This window comes from Nocardia albiluteola, assembly GCF_018860155.1.
Taxonomy (GTDB): Bacteria; Actinomycetota; Actinomycetes; order Mycobacteriales; family Mycobacteriaceae; genus Nocardia; species Nocardia albiluteola.
Genome location: NZ_JAHKNI010000010.1, coordinates 343,678 through 365,404 on the forward strand (window position 1 = coordinate 343,678; position 21,727 = coordinate 365,404).

At 65.8% G+C, this 21,727-nt stretch carries 16 protein-coding genes and 1 pseudogene; 5 read left to right on the top strand and 12 right to left on the bottom strand.

Features of this window, described 5'->3' with window-relative positions; translation table 11 throughout:
* Positions 1 to 8: 8 nt before the first annotated feature.
* Positions 9 to 516 (bottom strand): annotated as a pseudogene (locus KO481_RS28395) (dienelactone hydrolase family protein).
* Between the two features lie 71 nt (positions 517 to 587).
* Here KO481_RS28395 and KO481_RS28400 point away from each other — a divergent pair.
* Positions 588 to 2,903, top strand: coding sequence for an ATP-binding protein (locus KO481_RS28400; protein WP_215921596.1), 2,316 nt, complete (start codon positions 588 to 590; stop codon positions 2,901 to 2,903).
* Between the two features lie 87 nt (positions 2,904 to 2,990).
* On the opposite strand, the gene KO481_RS28405 is transcribed toward KO481_RS28400, so the two are convergent.
* Entirely contained in the window at positions 2,991 to 3,746 is a 756-nt protein-coding gene (locus KO481_RS28405) for a Mut7-C RNAse domain-containing protein (protein WP_215921601.1), read from the bottom strand.
* A 27-nt stretch (positions 3,747 to 3,773) separates the two neighbouring features.
* Positions 3,774 to 7,322 carry a carboxylic acid reductase gene (gene car / locus KO481_RS28410; protein WP_215921603.1) on the bottom strand — a complete coding sequence of 1,183 codons (3,549 nt, stop codon included), beginning with the start codon at positions 7,320 to 7,322 and terminating at the stop codon, positions 3,774 to 3,776.
* Between the two features lie 553 nt (positions 7,323 to 7,875).
* Between car and KO481_RS28415 the strand changes: the two genes are divergently transcribed.
* Positions 7,876 to 9,333 (top strand): FAD-binding protein, encoded by a 1,458-nt coding sequence (locus tag KO481_RS28415; RefSeq protein WP_215921606.1) that lies wholly within the window; start codon positions 7,876 to 7,878, stop codon positions 9,331 to 9,333.
* On the opposite strand, the gene KO481_RS45075 is transcribed toward KO481_RS28415, so the two are convergent.
* Together KO481_RS45075 and KO481_RS28425 are read right to left on the bottom strand one after the other, a co-directional pair.
* Complete coding sequence (locus KO481_RS45075) at positions 9,276 to 9,596, bottom strand: sigma factor-like helix-turn-helix DNA-binding protein (RefSeq protein WP_215921608.1); 321 nt, start codon at positions 9,594 to 9,596, stop codon at positions 9,276 to 9,278. The genes KO481_RS28415 and KO481_RS45075 overlap by 58 nt on opposite strands.
* Before the next feature lie 129 nt (positions 9,597 to 9,725).
* Positions 9,726 to 10,373 carry a hypothetical protein gene (locus KO481_RS28425; RefSeq protein WP_215921610.1) on the bottom strand — a complete coding sequence of 216 codons (648 nt, stop codon included), beginning with the start codon at positions 10,371 to 10,373 and terminating at the stop codon, positions 9,726 to 9,728.
* Positions 10,374 to 11,334: 961 nt separating this feature from the next.
* Between KO481_RS28425 and KO481_RS28430 the strand changes: the two genes are divergently transcribed.
* Positions 11,335 to 12,228 (top strand): SAM-dependent methyltransferase, encoded by an 894-nt coding sequence (locus KO481_RS28430; protein WP_245401628.1) that lies wholly within the window; start codon positions 11,335 to 11,337, stop codon positions 12,226 to 12,228.
* Positions 12,229 to 12,256: 28 nt separating this feature from the next.
* Positions 12,257 to 13,153 carry a phytanoyl-CoA dioxygenase family protein gene (locus tag KO481_RS28435; RefSeq protein WP_215921612.1) on the top strand — a complete coding sequence of 299 codons (897 nt, stop codon included), beginning with the start codon at positions 12,257 to 12,259 and terminating at the stop codon, positions 13,151 to 13,153.
* A 34-nt stretch (positions 13,154 to 13,187) separates the two neighbouring features.
* On the opposite strand, the gene KO481_RS28440 is transcribed toward KO481_RS28435, so the two are convergent.
* Positions 13,188 to 14,366, bottom strand: coding sequence for an FAD-dependent monooxygenase (locus tag KO481_RS28440; RefSeq protein WP_215921614.1), 1,179 nt, complete (start codon positions 14,364 to 14,366; stop codon positions 13,188 to 13,190).
* Between the two features lie 541 nt (positions 14,367 to 14,907).
* On the opposite strand from KO481_RS28440, the gene KO481_RS28445 reads away from it, so the two are divergent.
* Positions 14,908 to 16,836, top strand: a complete 1,929-nt coding sequence (locus KO481_RS28445) for a polyprenyl synthetase family protein (RefSeq protein WP_215921616.1) — start codon at positions 14,908 to 14,910, stop codon at positions 16,834 to 16,836.
* Between the two features lie 68 nt (positions 16,837 to 16,904).
* On the opposite strand, the gene KO481_RS28450 is transcribed toward KO481_RS28445, so the two are convergent.
* From KO481_RS28450 to KO481_RS44070, 6 genes are all read right to left on the bottom strand, one after another.
* Positions 16,905 to 17,723, bottom strand: coding sequence for an ABC transporter permease (locus tag KO481_RS28450; RefSeq protein WP_215921618.1), 819 nt, complete (start codon positions 17,721 to 17,723; stop codon positions 16,905 to 16,907).
* Positions 17,720 to 18,328, bottom strand: coding sequence for an ABC transporter ATP-binding protein (locus tag KO481_RS28455; RefSeq protein WP_245401629.1), 609 nt, complete (start codon positions 18,326 to 18,328; stop codon positions 17,720 to 17,722). Before KO481_RS28455 ends, KO481_RS28450 begins: the two co-directional genes overlap by 4 nt.
* A gap of 223 nt (positions 18,329 to 18,551) precedes the next feature.
* Entirely contained in the window at positions 18,552 to 20,660 is a 2,109-nt protein-coding gene (locus KO481_RS28460) for a polyprenyl synthetase family protein (RefSeq protein WP_215921620.1), read from the bottom strand.
* 106 nt (positions 20,661 to 20,766) lie between these two features.
* On the bottom strand, positions 20,767 to 20,973 hold the full coding sequence (locus KO481_RS28465) for a DUF3224 domain-containing protein (RefSeq protein ID WP_308166810.1): 207 nt from the start codon (positions 20,971 to 20,973) through the stop codon (positions 20,767 to 20,769).
* Between the two features lie 8 nt (positions 20,974 to 20,981).
* On the bottom strand, positions 20,982 to 21,449 hold the full coding sequence (locus KO481_RS28470; RefSeq protein ID WP_215921624.1) for an anthrone oxygenase family protein: 468 nt from the start codon (positions 21,447 to 21,449) through the stop codon (positions 20,982 to 20,984).
* Between the two features lie 10 nt (positions 21,450 to 21,459).
* On the bottom strand, positions 21,460 to 21,594 hold the full coding sequence (locus KO481_RS44070; RefSeq protein WP_281066205.1) for a hypothetical protein: 135 nt from the start codon (positions 21,592 to 21,594) through the stop codon (positions 21,460 to 21,462).
* Between the last annotated feature and the right edge of the window lie 133 nt (positions 21,595 to 21,727).

Sequence of the window (21,727 nt, forward strand, 5' to 3'; positions counted from 1 at the left end):
GGGTGAGCTCAGCTCAGATGCGTGCCGAAGAAGGCGAAAATGCGCTGCCAGGCATCCTCGGTGGCCTCCGCGTTGTACCCCAGGCCGGTGACACGTAGCACCGGCTCGGCCGGAGGGGTAGAACGGCGCTGCGGCGTCGAAACCCTTGGGGGCCACCAGCAATACGAAGCCGCCGCCGAGGCAGAAACCCACCACCGCGACCTTGCCCGTGCAGTCGGCGTCGGCGACGAGGTGGTCGCGGGCGGCGAGAATATCGCGGGTGGCGCGACCTCCACCGGTGCTGATGACCTCGCGCATGACGGCCGGCACGCAGCGGGCGCCGCCGCGCGCGTACAGATTCGGGGCGACGGCCAGGTAGCCGTTGGCGGCGAGGCGGCGGCAGGTGTTGCGGACATCGTCGCTCAATCCGATGCCGTCGTGCAAGACCACGACTCCGGGCCAGGGGCCGGAGCCCTCGGGGGTCTCCAGAATCGCGTCGATCGGGCCGTCGGGTGCGGTCAGTTGGATCGTGGTCATCGTCGAGCCCTCCCTGATCATCGAGGATCGAACTACGACCGCATCCTAGTCGGCGGGGTTAGATTGGTCCTGTGGCGAGAAGCAAGCCTGCTCGCGTGGTCGGCAACCTGCCGTTCGCGGTCACCAGCTTGGTCGGACGAGCACGGGATATCCGCAATGTCCGCAAGCTTCTCACGAGTGCGCGCCTGGTCACGCTGACCGGTGTGGGCGGGGTCGGAAAGACCCGGCTGGCCACCGAGGTCGCGGCCGCGGCCAACCAGTCGTTTCCGGACGGGGTGTGGCTGGTTGATCTGGCCCGCGTCGGCGACGCGGATCTGATAGCGCGGGCAGTGCTGACCACCCTCGGAATCAACGACATGTCGAACCGAAGCGCCGAGCAGCAGCTCGTCGACCATCTCGCTCCCCTGCGGGCGCTACTCGTGCTGGACAACTGCGAACACCTGGTCGAAAGGTCCGGTGAGCTGTGCGAGCACCTCCTGAAAGCATGTGCCGGCCTGCGGATTCTGGCCACCAGCCGGGAAGCGCTCGGGATCGTCTGCGAGCACGTGTATCCGGTACTGCCGCTGTCGATTCCGGCCTCGGGCACGGCGGTCACACCGGCGACACTGGCTACTTTCGAAGCGCCGGCACTCCTGGTGGAACGGGCCCGCGCAGTACGTCCGGAAATCACTGTGACCGACGAGGATATGGACACGGTGACGCGAATCTGCCGCCGGCTCGACGGCATCCCGCTCGCCATCGAACTCGCCGCGTCCCGGCTACGATCGCTGACAATGCCGGCGCTGTTGGAACGGCTCGACGACCGATTCGCCCTGCTGGACATCGACGTGCGGGCCGCGGTGCCGCGGCAGCGGACGCTGCGGGCGCTGATCGACTGGAGCTACGAGCTGCTGCGACCGGCGAAGCGGCTGCTGTGGGCGCGTCTGTCGGTGTTCGCCGGAGATTTCACCCTGGACGCCGCGGAGGGCGTGTGCGCCGGCCCCGACCTGCCGCGCGAGGAGATCATGGACCTGATCGACCACTTGATCATGCAGTCGATCCTCGTGCTCACGCCGACCGACGGCCCACCACGGTACCGGATGCTGGAAACGATCCGAGAGTACGGATGGCACCAGCTGAGCGAACTGGGTGAGACCGACGCCCTGCGCAAGCGACATTGCGACTACTACCGCGCGCTCGCCGAGCGAAGCGCTGCGGCATGGAACGGGCCCGGCCAGGCGGCCGGTCTGGCCGAGTTACGCGCCGAGCACGACAACCTCCGAGCGGCACTCGACTGGGCGACCAACGAGCCGACCGCCACACACGAGGCCCTGGCACTGGTCACGGCGCTGCGCTACCACTGGTGTACCGATAAATACCTCGGCGACGGGCGACGGTGGGTCGAGCGAGCATTGCGCAACTCCGACGAGAGCGACCCAGAACGGATCCCAGCGCTGTGGGTCGCGGCATGGGTGATGCTGCTACAAGGCGACCTTGACCAGGCCGACCGGGCACTGGACGAGTGCACCGCCCGCGCCGCTGCTGTGGGCGACCACCGTGCCGTTGCCTGGGCGGAGATTCTACGAGGCACCTCGGTGGGCTTTCACGGCCTGTCCGCAGCGGCCGTCGCCATGTACGAGCGCCTCCTCGCCGATAACCCCGACGATGACGGCTTGGCCCTGATGACCCTGTTTCAGCTCGCCGTCGTGCAAGTACACGTCCGCGACGACAGAGCACCGGAGACCGCCCGGCGGGCGATCGCCCTGGCCGACAAGCGCGGCGAGCAATGGAGTAAATCGTTGGCCCTGTGGGCCCTCGGCATGCACCTGCACGTGCAGGGCGAGTACGACCAGGCGATCGCGACAACCCGTGCCGGTCTGGAGATCCAGACGGGGTTCAACGACCACGTGGCCGCGGCACTCATGATCGAACTGCTGGCCTGGAGCACCGCCGCCCGGGGCGAGTACCGGCGAGCGGCAGGGCTGCTCGGAGCAGTCGCATCGGAGTGGCGGCGAATCAATACATCGGTCACGGCGTTCGGTCCCTACCGAGAGCCGCACGACACTTGCGAACGAACCGTCGCCGCGGCCTTGCCGGAGGCGGTGCTGCGCTCGGAGCGCGCACGCGGCGAGAGCCTCGACCACGACCAGGCGATCGCCTGCGCCCTCGAGCGTGACGAGTGTGCCTCCATCGAACCCCCCAAGGACGACGGCGTCGTATTGACCGCACGCGAGCAGCAGGTGGCCGAACTCGTCGCACAGGGCCTGAGCAACCGGCAGATCGCACAGCAGCTGGTGGTCTCGCCGCGCACCGTCGACCACCACGTCGGCAACATCCTGGGCAAACTCGGCGTCTCGTCGCGGACGCAGATCGCCACCCGGACAGCACAGTCGCAGCGAGTACGGTAGCCCGCCGGGCCACAGCCATCGCCGAGACCTGTGCCGACGATGTCGTGTGGCACGAACCGGACCGAATTATGCACGGGCGCACGGCATCTACTGCGGTCCGATCGCGTCGCGGATCCGGGTAACGAGGTCGTTCAGCCGCTGCTGATGCGAACCCTCCCAATAGATCCAGCTGCACTCCCGGCACTGCCTGAAGGTGTCGTAGTAGTCCCGGGTGAGTGGTTCCAGTCTGTCGACGACGTCCTGTTTGGCCACGTCGGCCAAGACCCCGCCGCAGCGCATGCAGCGACTGAACGGCAGCAACCGATCGGCCAGATCGAGGCGGCGGATCACCTCGACGATCTGCTCGAAGGGCCGGTCCGAACGCACGAACACCCCGTGAGTTACGGTGCGGCGCTTGAGAAGTCCGTGGTCGCGGGTGAGTATGATCCGGCGCTCGGCCGCGGCGGCCGCAGCCAGCGCGGTGTCGTCGGCATCGGCCGGGCCGCGGGCATCGAGTCCCATCAACCTCATCAGCCGCCCGAGCCCGCCGAGATTGACGTCCACAACGAACCGCGGATCGCGCAGCGGACGGGCACGCACCCGCGTCAGCGGCCCGATATCCAATGTCTCGAACACCGGGTAGGCGGCGAGCCGATCACCCGGCCGCGGGCGATGACCGAAGTCGACCGATTCACCGTTCACCAGCAGGAGGTCGACCTCGGTGTGCGGGATGCCCGCGGCCTCGACGATGTCCTTCACGGTCTGATGCGGACGGATCGGCCGCAGCTGCGCCGCATACCGCGCAGCCACCGGCACGAAGTCGTTCAGCTCGGCATACACCCGCAGTTCGACACTCGAGGTCATGTGTTGATGGTTCCCTCGCTAGCGAAGTCAGGCCGCAGAAGCTCCCGAGGCGGACGCGAGCAGCCCCAGCTGCTGTAGATCGGTCACGTATTTGTCGATCAACGGTTCGGTCAGGTGTGGCACATCCTTTGCGCTGTCGATCGCGACGGATTGCACTGCGGCGCGGAACTTTTCCGCGGGCATGGGGGCTGTCGGCATCGGTGCCGCGGGGCGGGCGTAGGCACTCAGCAGCGGTAGCACGGAGTTCTTCCGCTGGTCCTCGGGCAATGCCTGCAGCGCCGCTTCGAACCGGATCAGCCACTCGCTGTAGTTCTCGATCCGGTCGATCTTGTTGCCTGCCGCGGTGAGCCAGTCGACGAACGTGTCCAGGGAAATGCCGTCGTCGTAGGTGTTGAGCACGTTGTAGGTGCGGTATTCGCCGGTGATAATCCCACCCAGGGTGGCGATCGCCGCGGCGGTGAAGTCGGCTGGCAGCCCGTCGTAATGGGCGCGCTGCGGGTTGCCGGCCGCGTCGAGCTGATAGAAGGACCGCGGCGCGATGTGGGTCGTCACCAGGCTCAGGACCAGGCGAGTGAACATATCGGTCACGTTGACCTGGCCCGAGTACCGCGAGTGCGCCAAGATCATGTCGGAACGGAATACCGCTACCGGCAACCCACACAGATCGTGTGCCTCGCGCAGCAGCACCTCACCGGCCCACTTGCTGGTTGCGTAGCCGCTGGCGTACGACGCGTCCAGGGAACGGGACGGACTGGCCGCGCGCACGTCCACGTCTTCGCCGACGAAGCTGCCGTCGGGCAGTGCGGTCACCGCCACCGTCGAAATGTAATCGATCGGCTTGAGCCGCTTGGTGATTCCCAATTTGATGATTTCTGCGGTGCCCACCACGTTCGGGCCGAACAGCTGGCTGTACGGCAGCACGTGGTTGACCATCGCAGCCACATGCACGATCAGGTCGACCGACTCGGCCAGGCGGTTCCAGGTGGGGGTGTCGACGCCGAGATGCGCGGCTCCCACGTCACCGACGAGGACCTCGAGGTGCTTGTCGGCCAAATCGCGGAAGTGCTGGGACAACTCGGCGTCACCGCTGTCGATCGCGGCCTCGATGCGCTGGCGCGCCGCGATCGGGTCGGCGCCGCGAGCCAGGCAGATCAGTCTTCCCCCGATCGGCGCCAGCCGCTCGAGCCAGTCCAGGCACAAGAAGCGGCCGAGATACCCGTTGGCGCCGGTGAGCAGGACAGTGGTCACCGTGCCGGTCGGCGCCTCGAGCGCGGGCGCGGCCTCCAACGTCTGCACGTCGATGAACTTGTCCAATGTCAGATCGGCTGCGCGGGCGACGGTCGCGTCGCGGCCGTGCACCGAGGCGAACGTGGGCCGCGTCGAGGCCGAAGTACGTTCGCCGTCAATGTAATCCGCGATGGTGTCCAGTGTTGCGGTGGGGCCGATGATCGTCTGCACCGGCACGTCGATGTGATAGATCTGCTCCAGCAGCGAGCCGTAGGAAAATGCCGAGAGCGAATCACCGCCGAGCTCAACGAATTTGGCGTCGGCTGGCAGGCCCGTCCCAGCGGCCTCCGAGCCGAGCGTTACCACAGCGGCGCGTCGAACGGTGTCGATCGTCGGGAGCTCCCGGGCAACCGCGCGCAGCTGATCGATCTGGTTCTCCTGCCCCGCTGCGATATCGGCGTACATCGCTTCCAGCCGTTCGCCGTAACGGACCTTGAGCGCCGGGCGCAACAACTTGCCGATTCCCGACAGCAGGCCGTTGGCACGGGTGAACGGCTCGGACGCCACCAGGAAGTCTCGCGGGATCTCATAGCCGGGAAGATCGTTCTCGGCCGCGATCCGATGCAACGACTCCGCGATCAGCGCACGGGCGTCGCCGTCGCCGATCCTGTCGTGGTTCGGTACGACCACGGCCAGGAGGAACGCCTGCTCGCTGCTGCCGTAGACGAATATCTGCCGGATGTACGGGCTGGCAGCGAAATCCGCCTCGAGTTTGGACACCGCGACGAACTCGCCCTGCGAAAGCTTGATGACGTTATTGCTGCGGTCGAGGTACACCAGCTGATCGGGCGCGATCTCCGCCATGATGTCGCCGGTCTTGTAGAAACCGTCCTCGTCGAATATCTCGGCGGTCAGCTCGGGATGCTTGTAATAGCCGGGAATCAGGCTGGTCGACTTCATGTAGAGCTCCCCACGCGGATGCGGCTCGTCGGTGGTGAAGTAGCCGAGCTCCGGAACGTCGACGAGCTTGTAATCGGTCACCGGCGGACGCAGAATCTTTCCGCTGCGCATGATTCCGCCGCCGTTCTCCGTCGACCCGTAGCCATCGCTGACGGGACAGTCGAGCAGCGACTCCATGAAAGCATGCATCTGCTTCGACAGCGGCGCGCTGCCGCACATCGCCGACACCACTCGGCCACCGAGAAAATCTTGGCGCAGTTCGGATTTCACAGCGTCGTCCAGTTCGTCGGGACTTTGCCCGTCGACCGGCGGCTGATCCAGCTCCTTGCGGTATCGCCGAAAGATCATGTCGCACACCCGCGGAACGAGGTTCAATGCCGTAGGACGAACCAACCCGATGTCCTCGAACAACGTGGACATGTCGCTCTCGGCGGCAAAGTATCCGATGCCGCCGGCGGACAGCGTGCTGATCAGCCACGCCAGCCCATAGACGTGACTCAGCGGCATGTACTGCAGGTGAATCGCCGGGACCTCGATACCGATGTCGAGCGACGGACTGTGCGGCCGTAGCCAGAGTCTCGCCACCAGATCGGTGGTGTACATGGCGCCCTTCGGCGTGCCGGTGCTGCCCGACGTGTAGATCAGCGTGGCCAGCGGATCCTCGCCGGCCGCGGGAACGAACGGCGGCGCCATCGGCAGCCGGCGCCCGACAGCCAGCTCCTGCAGCAGCGGCACCACATCCAGCGTGCGGCCTGCGGCGGCCAGCCGCACCGTCGCCGCCTCGAAACGCTCGCGTTGCTCATCGTCGTCACCGAGGTAGTCGAAGACCACCAGCCGCTGGACTGTGGGAGCACCGAGCACGATATCGACTGCAACGTCGAGGGATTCGATGCTGGTGGCGAAGATCCGCGGCTGCGTCTCGGCGACGATCGGCGCCAGCTGGGCGGCAGTCGAGCTGGTCTGCAACGGCACGAACACGGCGCCCAGGCGGATACACGCCAGATCGATCACCGCGTAACCAACGCTGGTGAAACCCAGCACGGCGACGAAGTCACCGGCACGAAAGCCGCTCGACTGCCACGAGTTGGCCAACGCGATGACGCGGTCGTGCAGCTGGCCGTAGGTGATCGTGTCGAAGCCCGACAGCAGCGTCGTCGTGCGACGTCCGGTGGCCTCGTCCCGCGTCACCTCCCGCGCTCGCTGCCCCAAGGCCGGTCGGCGGGCGTAGCCGTCCAGGTACTCCTCCACCACTTCCCACAGCCGCAGGCCCGGCCTGTGCGCGGCGGCGGTTACCTCCGGCAGTGGTGCTGCGGCCCGAAATTGCGGGTCGGTCGCGTACAGATGGTCGACCCGGTGGGTCAATCGCTGGTCTCGCTCCGTTTCTTCCATGGTTCCTTACCTCTTCCGTCGAGGGTGTCCGTGGCCGCGGGTCGTTATGGTCCCAGCACCAGTCTCGTCGATTTCCGGCGCTCCGATAGCGTGGCAGTAGCTATGCCGAAGACGAGGCCAGGACGGGTTCGGCTCACATCTAGTCAAGCCCCCGCTGCACCGGTCCCTCGATCCGTTCGAGCCACGGCGGACCACGTGCGCCGCTAGGTTCGTTCCCGGGTGCCCAGTCGGTTGTCAGGTCGGGTGGGCGAACTCCCGACCGCGGCGCAACGGGCACGGTAACTGATTGCAGCAGAAGATGATTCAGCCTGCGGACAACACCGGATATCAGTACTGCGCCCTGATCGGCGACAGAACCCCGCTCCGCTCTGGACGAAGTAGCCCGCCGCCGGTCCAACTAGCGTCTATGGCCGTCCATCCTGCCCCACGGCTCGCCCGTCGAGGCCCGAAGCGCCGTAGTGAATCTTTGTGGCTGTCATCCGGTTTCGTGCCGGTAGCGTCGCCGGGTCGGCGATAATCGACGCGACGTGACCGCGGTGGGGAAGGATCGGGTATGACGTGGAATTCGTGGAGACAGGCGTTCCTCACGGCGGGGGCGGTCGTGGTCGGCTTCGACCCGTCCACGCGCACGTGGGTCACCGACGCCGCCCAGTCCGAGGGGATGGTCGACCTGCCCGAGCTGAAGGGCAAGGTGGTGACCGATCCCGCCTCGCGCGGCCAGGCGGCCGACGACTTCGGGCACCTGGTCCATCGGACCCCCAGGGCCGTGCTGGAGCCCGGCGCCGCGTCGGACATCATCCATATGATGGCGTACTGCCGAACGCACGGCGTGCAGGTGGCCGCGCGCGGCCAGGGACACGCCACCTTCGGTCAGGGCCAGGTCGCGGGCGGTCTGATCATCGACATGACCCCGCTCAACGCGGTTAAGGTGTCGGGGGACACGGCCGTCGTGGAGGCGGGCGCGCTGTGGAGCAGCGTGGCGCAGGCGACCCTGGCCCACGGCCTGACCCCTCCGGTCTTCACCGACTACCTGGAACTCTCGGTCGGCGGCACGCTCTCGGTGGGCGGTGTCGGCGGCCAGACCCACCACTACGGATCCCAGGCCGACAACGTCGTGGAGCTGGACGTCGTCACGGGGGACGCCAGCCTGAGGAAGTGTTCCGCGGGGACGCACCCTGACCTCTTCCACGCGGCCCTGGCTGGAAGAGGACAGTGCGGCATCATCACCCAGGCCACCGTGCGCCTGCTGCCCGCCCCCGCGATGGTCCGCCACTACCTGCTCTCCTACTCGAGCGTCGCCGCGCTGACCGCTGACCAGCGGCTCGTGGTCAACGACGGCCGCTTCGCCTACGTGGAGGGAGAGCTTGGGCTGCTGACCGGCTCCGATGGCTGGAGTTACCAGCTCGAGGCGGTCGCCTTCTTCGACGGTACGACCCCGCCCGACGACGCCAGGCTTCTCGACGGTCTGGGCGACAAGTCCGGCGACCGGCAGATCAAGGACGTGTCCTACTTCGAGTTCCTCAACCGGCTCGCCCCTGGTGTCGCCGGTCTGAAGTCCTCCGGCGAGTGGTACCGCCCGCACCCTTGGTGGAACATGTTCCTGCCCGCGAGCCGCACTGAGGCCTTCGTGGAGGCCGCTATCAAGGACCTGACCGAGACCGAGGTCGGCGCCAGCGGCGTGGTCCTGCTCTATCCCTTCCCCCGCGCCCGCCTGGGCCTGCCCTTGCTGCGCGTGCCCGACGAGGAGATGGTCTTCCTGTTCACACTGCTCAGAACCGCCTCGCCCGGAGCCGAGAGCCCGCAGGACATGGTGGAGGCCAACCGTTCCCTCTACCTGCGCGCCCAAGCCGTCGGGGGCTACCAGTACCCGGTCGGCTCCATACCCACCACGCATGAGGAGTGGCGCACCCACTACGGCCTCGCATGGGACGCCTTCGAGAAGGCTCGTAAACGCTACGACCCCAACGGAATCCTCACTCCGGGCCAGGGCGTCTTCCCTCCGGGACCGTGAAGTCCGAACACGCCCGCTGGCTCACCCGTGCCGGGTTTCGCCGCCAGGCGAGGGGCGCGGTGTTGCAGGACCTTCGCGTTGCCAACGCTGGTTCCGAGTGCCGCCACTGCCTGCCGGAGCGTATAGCCCGGCAGGAAGCGCAGCTCCAGCACCGTCCGGTAGCGCGGGGCAGGCGGGACGGCGTCGCCGAACGCGGCCCGAGCGGCTGCGGCAAGCGGGCTGAGGTCGGTCGTGACCGGGACGATACTGACCCACCCCGACATACCAGCGTTGCGTGAGTGCTCGGGTGCCGGATCTCTTGGCCGGGCTCCAGTGGCGATCGGCCTGCCCCTGACCGAAGTCCGGGGCAGGGCCGGAGAAATCGCGGTCACTTCAGCGGTGCTGGATCAGCGCTAAAACACTCGTCCGTCCAGTGTGTCCTGGGGATCACCGTACTGCGGGGAGTCACTTCGGCTGTGGTTGTTCTGCCCGTTGTATTGGGCGGTGATGCGACAGGAGGTAAACCGCAAGAAGGCCGGGCGTGGGTCTTGGATCACCCGGTGGTAGAGGATCTCGGCGGCCCGCTGCTCGCTTCCATTGGACTTCACCTCGGCGATGAAGTCGGCGATACGTTTCCCGCCCCACGCCACATCGATGGCGTCGATGAAGAACAACCAGTTCGCGTTTTTTTCGACGACCTCGAGCGGCACGACTACCGTGTCGCCGCTGTCGAGTGCTTGCTCGATTCCCCTGCTGATCAGGCCATCGACCAGGTCCAGGCTCAGTGGAATGAACGGTTCGTTGTACGCGTATCGGCCGGTGGGCGCCGGTGGCGGTACCGGCCGGTACTTGGCGTAGGCGGCGTCGTCGCGGGCGCACCAGTCGATCGCCTCGGCGGTCAGTTCCGCTTTCAGTGCCGGGTTTGTCCGGTCCAGGTCCAGGATTTTCTGCTTGAGCTCGTCGTCGGTGGGCTGCGTGTTCCCGAAGCCCATTCTGTCGCGCCAGCCGCGGTGGACCGATGCCAGCCGGAAACACATGTACTCGTAATCGGGATCGGACATCGCTTTCCCTCTTCCTTTCATCACTTCGAACACATCGAGACAAATGATCGGAAACGGTTGTCGGCCAGGGTATCTGGGACGATCGAATAGCAGGCGGTCGCAGCGCCCGGACGCATTCTGCTATTCGTGCGTCACCCAGGCCGACGCCGGAGGTCGCAGCGGGCTCAGATCCGCCCGCGCCCACCGCGTCAGGTTTGTCAGCTCACGACGGCCTGGATCGAGTTGTCATCTCCACACAGCCCTCTCTCGTCCGATAGTTGACATCAATGACTGTAAAGACGGAGCGAGGCCCCGCTACCAAGATCACCCGAAGAAGACCAGAAGACTGTTTTGCCTGGAACCTCCCGATTCCCCACCCCCGATCCGCTCCGCACAACCCGGACGAGCACCGCCTGCGAGGGCTACTACTGCGGCGAAGTCGAGACCGATCACGCTCGCCCGCCTTCGTTCGCGTAGCGTCCGCCGATCTAACCTGCGGGCCGAAGATCATCGGCGATCCCGACGCCGCACACCATGCGCATCGCGCAGCTAAGTCGTTACTGGATACCACCGGGCCGGGCAGCCGTTGATCCATTCGTCTCACCGAAACTACATTGCTGCGCGAGCTGATCCCAGCAAGCCTGGACCGTGGCAGAAGCCCACGCGGGGCAGGGCCGGGTCACAGTCGCCGACATCCGCCGTCTCCTGGCGCTGATCATGCACCCCACCCCACCCTTACCCAGGCCGTCGCCGCCATGGTGAAATCCGCTCTGGTGCATGCCATGTCAAATCGAATCCGGATCCTTGCCGGTACTGGGTCAATTGGCTAAAGTGGAATACGTTTGCCGAGAAGATCATTGGCAAATTAGGTCGGCCACTCCCGGGGAGGTTCCTGACGTCATTGTGGCCTGCGGGCCACACCAGAGGCCGAGCGGTCTATCCGACTCGACTTCACCGGAGGATTCGCAACGGCAAGGACTCCATGATGGTATCGGAAATCAATGAATACCAAGGCGCGTCACCGGATGCGGTCCGCCATCACTATGACATCGGAACCGAGTTCTATCGGCTGTGGCTCGACAGCAGCCTGACCTACTCGTGCGCATTATGGTCCGAGGGCGACGATCTCGACCACGCACAGCAGCGCAAGCTCGACTATCTGATCGAGCGGGCCGAAATCGCCGGCGCGCAGCACGTGCTCGACATCGGGTGCGGCTGGGGCAGCCTGATGCGGCGGGTAGCCGACCGGAACCGGCAGGCCCGCGTCACCGGCCTCACTCTGAGCCGAGACCAATACGACTACGTCCGAACGCATTCCACAGATCGGATCGATGTCCGGCTCGAACACTGGAACACGCATCGTCCGGACCGTGCTTATGACGTCATATTCTGCGTCGGCGCACTCGAACATTTCGTAAAATTCGGACTGTCTCGGCGCGACCGCACCGCGGCCTATCGAGAGTTCTTCACCCACTGCTCTCGCATGCTCCGCCCGGGCGGCAGGCTGATCATCCAGACGATCGGCAAGGGCAACCGGCCGCTCGACCACAACGCGCTCAATGATGTGCAGTTCCTAGCGAACGAGATATTTCCGGAATCGGATCCACCGCGACTGTCCGAACTCGCCCATGCCGCGGAGAAACTTTTCGAAATCGGTTCGGTGGTCAACGATCGTCACGACTACTCGACTACCTGCGCGGAGTGGCTCCGCAGGCTCCGGTCACACCGCACGGACGCGGAACGGCTCGTCGGCGCCCGCATCACCGAGGCATACGAACGCTATCTGGAGGCGTCCATCCGGCAGTTCGACCGGGAACACCTTGTGCTCTACCGAATCTCGCTTCGCAAGGTGGCTGATCCGCCACCCGAGGCGTGACCGCCCTCTACCCAGCGAGGAGTCAGTCATGAACCCGGGACGCACGCCCCGCGTGAACGATGTCATCACCGAACTCGACGACCTGCGAGTCGACCTGGCTGGACGCCACCGGGCCACGGCCAGCGCGGGAGCGACGATCGACCCCGCTGTGGTCGATTCCGATATGCGCGCCCTCGACCGCGACGGGTACGTAATTTTACCGGACCTGATCACACCCGAGGAATGCGAACGCATACGCGCCGCGAGCACGGCTCTGCTTGGCCCACCCGGCCGAAATACGTTCGAGGGCAAACGAACCCAGCGGGTGTACAGCCTGCTCGAGAAGACCCGCGTGTACGACCGGCTGCTCGACCATCCGCGCGTGCTGGCCCTGCTCGACCGGCTGTTCCTGCCGAACTACCTGCTCTCCCAGCTGCAGGCGATCAACATCCTCCCCGGTGAGCAGGCCCAGCTCCTGCACCACGACGACGGCTTCTATCCGATACCCAGGCCCCGCCCGCCGCTGAGCGCCGCGACGATGTGGGCCATAGACCCGTTCACAGATCGCAACGGCAGCACGGTGATTCTGCCCGGCAGCCACCGATGGGATTCACGCCAGCCGACCGAATCCGACGCCCGGGTCGGCACGCGGATGCCCGCGGGCTCATGCGTGTTTTATCTCGGAACCCTCTGGCACGGCGGCGGCGCGAACCAGACCACCGCTCCTCGGCTCGCCGTGACCGCACAGTATTGCGAGCCGTGGCTGCGCCCTCAGGAGGCGTACACGCTGTCGACCAGCAGAGATACCGCACGAACGGTGTCCGAGGACATCCGCCGCATGCTCGGCTACAGCATCCACCCGCCGTTCATGGGGGCCGTCGACGGCATGCACCCGAAGCGACTTCTCGAAACCCCCGCTCCGGCAATCCCACAGACGGGCGCTTAGCCGAATTATGCAAGCCTTGAAGGCTCACGGACAGTCAGAGTGGGAAGTGTCGGATGGCGGCGACAGCGGCAGCCAAGGCAACCGCGGCGCGCGCCCGGGGTGATTTCCGGTCGGCAATCGTGGGTGGCCGCCAACGGGTGATCAGCAGCTTCGCGCCCAGTTTGCCGGCCCGGAGGGCCAGTCGGTGCGGCACCAGAGCGACTGCAGCGTCCCTGGCGGCGGCCACGAACCTGGACGTGGGTTCGGTGACCAGGGTCGCGCGCCCCGACAGCCAGCCGATGAGGGCGACCCGGCGCCGCCGGGCCTTGGAATAGGCGGCCAGATCAGGTGCATAGGCGGCGAGGGTGACGGCGTCCTCGATCGTCATCGCGGCACCTTGCCCGAGCGTGGGATGCATTCCGTGGGCGGCGTCGCCGATGAGCGCCACCCGACCACGTGCCAGAGACTTGGGGACGCGGATCTCGAGAAGCTCGTTCTCTAGAACCCGCTGCGGGTCCGCTGCCGCCACCATGGCGGGCACGGGCTCGGGCCAGTCCTTGAAATGGTCGAGACTGTCGACACTGGGGTGAGTACCCGCGTAGTTGGAGATCCGGTTGCCCGCCATCGGCATGATGGTGAACTCGGCTCGATACCCGACCACCATACCCACCCATTCCGGCGGCGGAGCGTCGACGATCCATCGCCAGCCGGTGATCCCCGAGTGCCGGACCGCGCCCGCCTCCGGCCAGACTTGGCGGCGGATGAGACTGTGGATTCCGTCGGCCGCGACCACGAGGTCGAATTGGGTAGTGCCCTCGGCGGTTTCGATATCTCCGGACGCGTCGACGCGGATAACCCTGGAACCGGGGCGCAGGCACTGCGACGGGAGCGCGTCGACCAGGACAGCGATGAGTTCGGCGCGATGGACCACTACGACATCGTCGCCGCCGAACACGTCACTCACCCGGCCGAGCATCAGTTCGCGCCCGCGCCGGCTACGGACCCCGCCGGTGTGATCCGCTATGGCGTGAGCGCGGATGGGTTTGCCCACCCCGATCAGATCGAGGGCGGCTAGCGCGTTCGAGGTCAGCATGACCCCGGCTCCGACCTCGGTGAACTCGGTGGCTCGCTCGTAGACTGCCACCTCCCAACCAGCCGCTCGCAAGGCGATCGCCGCGGTGAGCCCGCCGATTCCGCCGCCGACTATCCCTGCGCGCCTCATATTTTCGGCCAATTTCCCCACCTTCGCCGATGACATGACCGTGGATACCCAACACCCACCAGATTCGATAGTAGCTCGACAGTCGCCTGGCGTGACTCTGCTGCCCAATTTGCTGTGTGAGCGGGGCTGGTTGTGAATGTTGTTGGGACTGTTGAGTTTGCGCTGGTTGTGGTGAAGGGTTGAGCCAGTGTCGTTGCGGCCGAAGGGGTTGCTGGAGATTCCGGAGCAGACGGCGCGGGTGGCGGGTTGCGCGTGCCGCATTCCCGAAGTCGACGTTGGCGATTCGGGTGCGAGATCGTCTGGGTGAGGTGTTCGCCGATGAACCGTTCTCGCCCGCGTTCGGTGTGCGGAGCGCTCCCGGGTTGTCTCCCATCAAAATCGGCCGTTACCAACATCTTCCGCGTCAGGGTGGTGTCAAATTGCTATTGATCGACGGTGTTGTAGATGACCGATGTAACCAGTCAGGAGTGCCCGCGTGCCACGTGAAATCGATTCGGCTGTCTTCCCGCATCTGGAGGCCGACCTGGACCGCGTCCGTGAGGTTCTCGGCCCCGTGGAGTTGCCAGGCCGGCCCGAGCTGGCCGCACTCACCGACGAAGGGCCCGACACCTCCCGGCGCCTGGTCCGCCCTACGTTGACGTTGTTGTCGTACTACCTGCTCACCGATCCCGCAGCTCCGGCCGATGACCGGGTGGTGCGCGCCGCTGCCGCCGTGGAGTTGCTGCATCTGGGTTCGCTGTATCACGATGACGTCGTCGATCATTCCTACGAGCGTCGGGGCCGTCCCAGCGCCAACGCGGTGTGGGGATCGCATATGGCCGTATTGGGTGGAGACTCCGTGATACTCACGAGCGTGCGCATGCTGGCCGAGCTCGGGCCGCGTGAAGTTCTCGCGGGGGCGCTCGCGGGTGAGCAGATGTGCGCGGGCATGGTGATCGAGGCCGCCGACCAGTATGTGGCCTCCCGCAGCGAGCGGTCCTACCTGGACTCGATCGACGGCAAGACTGCAGCGGTGTTGTCGCTGGCATGCCGGGTGGGCGCGATGCAGGCCGGCCGCTCCGAGGATGAAGAAGAGGCGTTGGCCTTGTTCGGGCGACACTTCGGGTTGGCGTATCAGCTGTATGACGACATCCTCGATTTGACTTCGACCGCCGAAGAAACGGGCAAGCCCGTCAACGCGGATCTGCCCGAAGGCATCTACACCTTGCCCGTGATCCGCGCCGCTGCCCGCGACCAGGACCTTGCCAACATGCTGCGCAGAACGATGACGCGTGAGCAAGCCGCATATGCCTACGAGCTCGTTATCGCCTCCGGCGCCGTGGACGAAGCACAGGCGAGGGCCGAGGAGTTCATCGACCAGGCCGCCGGCCAGCTCGCCGCCGTGGCCGTTGCACCGAGCGTCCGCCACGCGATGATCGCCTATGCCCGATCCATACTCGACCGGCGAACTTCTGGCCCCGCGGTCCACCGGCAGTCGACACAGCCACCCGAGGCTCACAGCGATGCGCTCGCGCCGCAGCTCGAGCAAGGGTTGAAAAGCTGGCTGGTGGACACCGGTGTAGCCCTCTCCCTGGCCGAGGCCGGCTACCACCGGTGGATAGGAGCGATCCGGATCCCGCGTGACTGGGCCCCAGCAGCGGACCCGGCGGTCGAACAGACCGCCTACCGCATGGCCGTGTTGTTCCTTGCGTGGGACGACCTGTTCGAGGATCCGCAGCTGACCGACCCGGCAGCCGTGACTGCGCTGAGGCGTGGCATGGTGGCAACACTGCGTCAGGACCCGGAGAAACCGTGGAGGTCCGGCGCGATCCCGACGGCGTGGGCGAGTTTGTGGCCGCGGCTGCGCGAGGGTCGGAGCACCCGTTGGGAGGAGCAGTTCCTCGACGGCCTCGAGGAGTGGTTCCACGCGTGCGAACGCGAAGCGCACCATCGCATCAACGACTACATTCCGCCCACGGCCGACTACCTGCCGCTGCGGATGTCGACCAGTGGGATCGACACCGCCCTTGCCTGTATGGAGGTGCACCAGGACCGGGAACTGCCGTCGAAGCTGCGCAGCCACCCGGTGATCCGACGTCTCGAGGAACTCGCCTTCTGGGTGACCTTCGTGGAGAACGACCTGGTGGGGTTGGATCAGGACGAGGCAGACCACGTCCCCTACAACCTGGTGCGGGCGGTCCGTCATGAGACCGGCTGCACCCGTGCCGAAGCCGTCGAGCAGCTGCAGCGCCAAGTGGCCGATCAGCGCGCCCAGCTCGAGGCGCTGATCCGCTACCTGCCCGCGCTGCTGCGCGTGCTTCCCGGCCTGTCGGGCCAAGGGAAGCACTACGCGGAGATATACAGGAACATGACGAGCGTGGGGCTCTGGGCGCGTGAGAGCGATCGGTACGAGCAAACCTCCCCTTCCGCAACGCCGGACTTGGAACGCTTGCGCCGTGAGATCTACTACCCGGCCGACGAACCAGCCCCTACCGCGCCGTAAGCCCCCGCAGCCGGCAAAGCAGGGCGTGTCCCGCGCGATCCACCGCGATGGTCGTGCGGGACACGCCCTCAGTGCTTCGCCGGCTGTCCGGACCTCGTCGGCCCGGGGATGCGGATCCACGTCGTGGATCGAAGAGATGAGCGGGTGCGCAGATGGAAAGCGACCAGTCCGACGAAGGCACTCGCGGCGAACCAGGCCAGTTGCACGGCGAAGCCCGCCAATGGCGTGGTGTCGGAGAAACCGGCCTCGGTCGAAGCCTGCATTGCCCCGTAGGAGGGCAGCCAGCGCACGAGATTGCTGTCTGCCCCGACGCTGGCGATGGGGTTCTGCACGGCCATGTCGACGCAGCTGATCATCGCGATGGCGAACATGCCCTCCACCTCGCGGCGCAGCAGCGCACCGAGGGCAACACCCAGCGCCCCGTAGGTCATCGCCGCGCCGAAAAGCGCCGCAGCGAGCAGGACAGGCTGGCGAGGCGACCAGTAACAGCAGATGATCGCGGTGGCGTACGCGCACACCACCGCAGAGGCCAACACCAAGCAGGCGATCTTCGCCATACCCAGCGCGACCCGGGGGTACCCGGCCATCGACAGTCGCCGGTCGAATGCTCCACTGCTGAAGGTCGCCGCGAACATCATGAACCCGACGATCAGTGAGACCCCCATCAGGGCGGCGCTGATCTGAGCGAGCTGATTGCCGTTGGCGCGCAAAACAAGACCGGTGTCTCGAAGCCGAAACGGTACTTCGATGTCGGTGATGGCCACGCGCGCCAGGGTGATCAGTATGGGGACGAACGCGGCCACCAACAGCATGGCGAACCGGTTGCGGGCGTGCTCGATGAGGCCGTAGCGGGTGGCGATCAGGAACAGCCGAACACCGTTGCTCATTCAGCCATCTCTTGTCTGTCTTGGAGGACCCCGTCGTGCAACCGCCACACCTGATCCAGCTTGTCGGTGTCGTGGGCCAAATGCGAGACGACCAGCACCGACCGGCCGGTGTCACGGAACTCCGTGACCAGATCCCAGAAACGCAGATACGTCTCCCAGTCGAAACCCTGGTACGGCTCGTCGAGCAGCAGCACCTGCGGGTCGTGCATCACGGCCAACGTCAGGTTGAGCTTCTGCCGGGTGCCGCCGCTCAGCGTCGCGACCCGCTCACCGATGTACTCGGAGAACCGCAGGATCTCCATGGTCTCCTCGGCCCGACGCAGATTCGGAACGGCATACGCCGCAGCGAAGAAGTCCAGATGCTGGCGAACCGTGAAGGCGTCGTTCAGGATCACCTCCTGCGGGCAGTAACCGAACCGCCCACGATGCCGGATCGTTCCCCGATCCGGTCGCAGCCCTCCCGAGAGGACCTTCAACAGCGTCGACTTCCCCACCCCATTCTCACCGACGATGCCCACCAATGTCCCTGCAGGCAGCATGATGTCGATGCCACGCAGCACCGACCGCCTGCCGTAGGAGTGGTGGACGTTCTCCACTTCCATCATCGCCCCTTGTCTGCCGCCGATGCAGTGGCCCGGCATCGGGTTTGCATGCTACCAAGTAGCGACGAAAACCCGTGCTGGAAAGGCCAATTCGCGGCACGGTGCGCTCCGCACGTGTGACCGGCAACCTCGCGATCGCGGGCTACGGAGACCCCCGGCCCTGAACCGGCTCGCCGGTCCGGACAGGAGGCCGGCGGAGCAGTGAAAATGCTTCGGCTGCGTGGGTTTACGGCCCGGCAGGAGCCGGGTCGGCTGCCGGGTAGTAGTAGACCTCGCGGCGCAGGCGTTCCAAGTCCGGCGCTGCGGAAGCCGAGCTGCGCGTGTACCGATCGGCTTGCCGCGCCGCGCCCGCCAGGAACCCCACGTTCTCGATGAGCGACATGATCTCCTTCCTGCGGCCGGACAGACCGGGAATCACGCGCAGAATCGCGGGGACGTAGCGGATCATCGCGTCGATCCGGGCCCGTTTCTCGCTCACCTCGCGCTGCACCTGCTCGATCGCCTCGCGGCGGGTGCACCCGGTTTCATGACGGATCGCCCGAACCAGGTTGTAGGGGACATGGTCGGCCTCGTCCCGATCCAGTGACACCAGATCGTTCTCTACCAAGACGACCCAGGAGACAAGTTCTTCCAGACGGCGGATCACCGGGTGGTTCCGCAGCGTCGGCGGCAGTTCCCAGCCCTGGTGCACCTCCATCACAGCGACAAAGATGTCGCCCCCACCGGTCGAGTTCCGCAGCGGCAGCCAGTCGGCCGTGGTGGGGATGTAGCGGTTGATGCGATGGTGTGCTTCGCGTTCGCAGGCTTCGAACCACGCCTCGACACTGTCGAGGAACCGTTGCTGCCATTCGATGGTGCGGCCCTCGCGCAGGCGCGGCCACGCACTCGCCCACGCCGTCGCGATCGCGCCGGACCGCCCCGGTGCCTGCGGATCCTGGTGCAGCGCAGCCACCAGCCCACGCCGCAGCGCGGTGACAGCTCCCGGGTCCCTCAGCTGCGGATCCTCGAACAGGTCATCCCACACAGTGATCAGCGCGGTTATACCGGCGAAGGCCTGTTCACGAGTCGCGTCCGCCGAGGCCGAGAACTGTTGTGCCGGCAACCGGAATACTCCTGCCCACCGGTGGTTGTGGTCGAACTCGGCCGGGGAGGCGACAAGGCCGGTGTCGACCATCCAGCTCCTCAACCATGACATGGCCTGCGGCGAGATCGAATCCTCGTTGTCGGCCTGGGGTGGCTGTGGCGAGGGCTCGGAAACGGCGGGGCGGGAAGTTCGCCGATCGAGTACCGACCGGGCATAACTGATCATCGCGTGACGAACGCGAGGGTCGACGGGCAGACCGGCAAGCTGATCGCGAGCCTGGTCGATGAATTCGTCGGCGACCTTCTGTGCCTCGTCCACGGCGCCCGAGGCAATGACGAGTTCACGGGCACGGCCAACCTGCTCCCGCGTCATTCGCCGGCCCAGCAGGCGGGCAAGATTGTGGTCGCGGGCGGCCGCACGGATCACGGGCAAGGTGTAGATGCCCTCGAACAGATCCTGATTGACCGGCTTGCCCATTTCTTCGGCGGTCGAGGTCACATCGAGGATGTCGTCCCACAACTGGTAGGCCAGCCCGAAGTATCGACCGAACTCGGCCAACGCCTGCTCCTGCTCATCGGAACAGCCGGTCTGCATCGCGCCGCCCCGGCACGCCAACGACAGCAACACCGCCGTCTTGCCGCCGATCGAGTCCAGGTAGGCCTGCTCGGTGCGGGATGCCACATACTGATCGGCGGCCTCGAGCACCATGCCCGCGCACATCTGCTCACTCGCGATCACCGCCGCGGAAACTTCGCGATGGCCGAGTTCGACCAGCATTCGCGTGGCCGAGGACGTCACGCAGTCTCCCGCCAGCACGGCCATGTGTGAACCCCACACCGCATTGGTACTGGCGCGACCGCGACGCTGGTCCGCGTGATCGATGACGTCGTCGTGATACAGCGACCCCAGATGCAGCAGCTCCACCGCGGCAGCGGCGCGTACCGCCCGCTCGTTGGCCGGGGTCGCGGGATCGGTGAGTAGGTAGTACGACAGCAACGTCAACGTCGGGCGCACCATGCGGCGAGACGTGTCCGGTCCCTCGTCGGTCAGTGCGGTCAGCTCAGGCCTGCCTGGAAACTGTATGGGCCCGAGAACATCACGGACACGGGCCAAGTCCGCATCCAGGTGCGGGAAGACAGCGGAATCTATTTCACGGGACACGCACACGCTCCTCACTGGTGGCATCGGCCATCTACACCGTTGATGCATTGGAAATTTGACACCACAGCGCGCGAAAAATCCTGGTATCAACCGATTTTGACGTCACCGTCACCGGCTCTACAGCGAGGTGACAGCTCCCGGGGCCTTCAGTGCCAGGCACCCGGAATGAACCGTCACGGGTTGGGGGCGCTTCTTCCTAGTGGAACTGTTTGCCACCCAGCGTGCCGGTTGCCCGTTCGATGCCGACGAAGCTCGCGCTGCCGTCGGCATCGGAGGACTGCAACTCCATGATGCCCGTGCCGTCGATGCCACCTGAAAATGCCTCCGTCACATGGATTCTGGTCAGGACAGGTCCGGCTGCGGGCGCTTCGTAGGCGACGGGATCGTAGGTGTGCACCGTGATGGTGCCTTCTACACGTTGAAGGTGGCCACGAAGAACAGCACGGCGGTGACAAGTGCTGCGGTCAGGCGGCCGATGTTGGAGGTGTGGAAGCGGCGAATCTGGGTACGGACATCTGCCGGGGTGGCCTCGGTCAGATTCCATCTGGCGACAGCCTTGTAGATGGGCAGGTTGAAGATGGCGGTCCAGATGAAGAAGCCCAGCAGAAACACTCCGCCGCCGGTCACCGCACAGACCTTTGCGGTGGTATCGGGCGCGTGCAGGAACGCCATCCAGACGCCACTGATAACGGGGATGATGGTGAGCGTGGACAGCACCCGATTGGTGCCCGCGTGCTGTAGGAAGTCCTGGAAGTTGCGGGCCGCGTCGAGTTCGGGCTGCTGATTCCACAGACCGCGCATCACGGTCAGCAAGGTGGTCATGAGGCCGACCAGCATGGCCGCGGAGAGGATCGCCAGAAAGGCAAGGGTCCGATACATTTTCGTGTTCCTATCGGTAGCCGTACGCACGCCAGTTGGCGAGGACGCGTTCTTGAATGTCTGTGGGCCAGCCGTTTTCGACGCCGCCCTTCACCGGGCGCGTGCCATCCGGGTAGAGGTCGGCGAGCAGACGTTTCGGTGTCATGGCTGAACTCGCAATAGATTGGTGGTGAGCGAATTCAGTTCCACCGCGCCGTTCGCGCCGACCACGACCGTGCCGCCGATATTGGCCAGCCGCCCGCCGATCACGCAGTTGGGTTCGAAGGCGAAGGTCATGC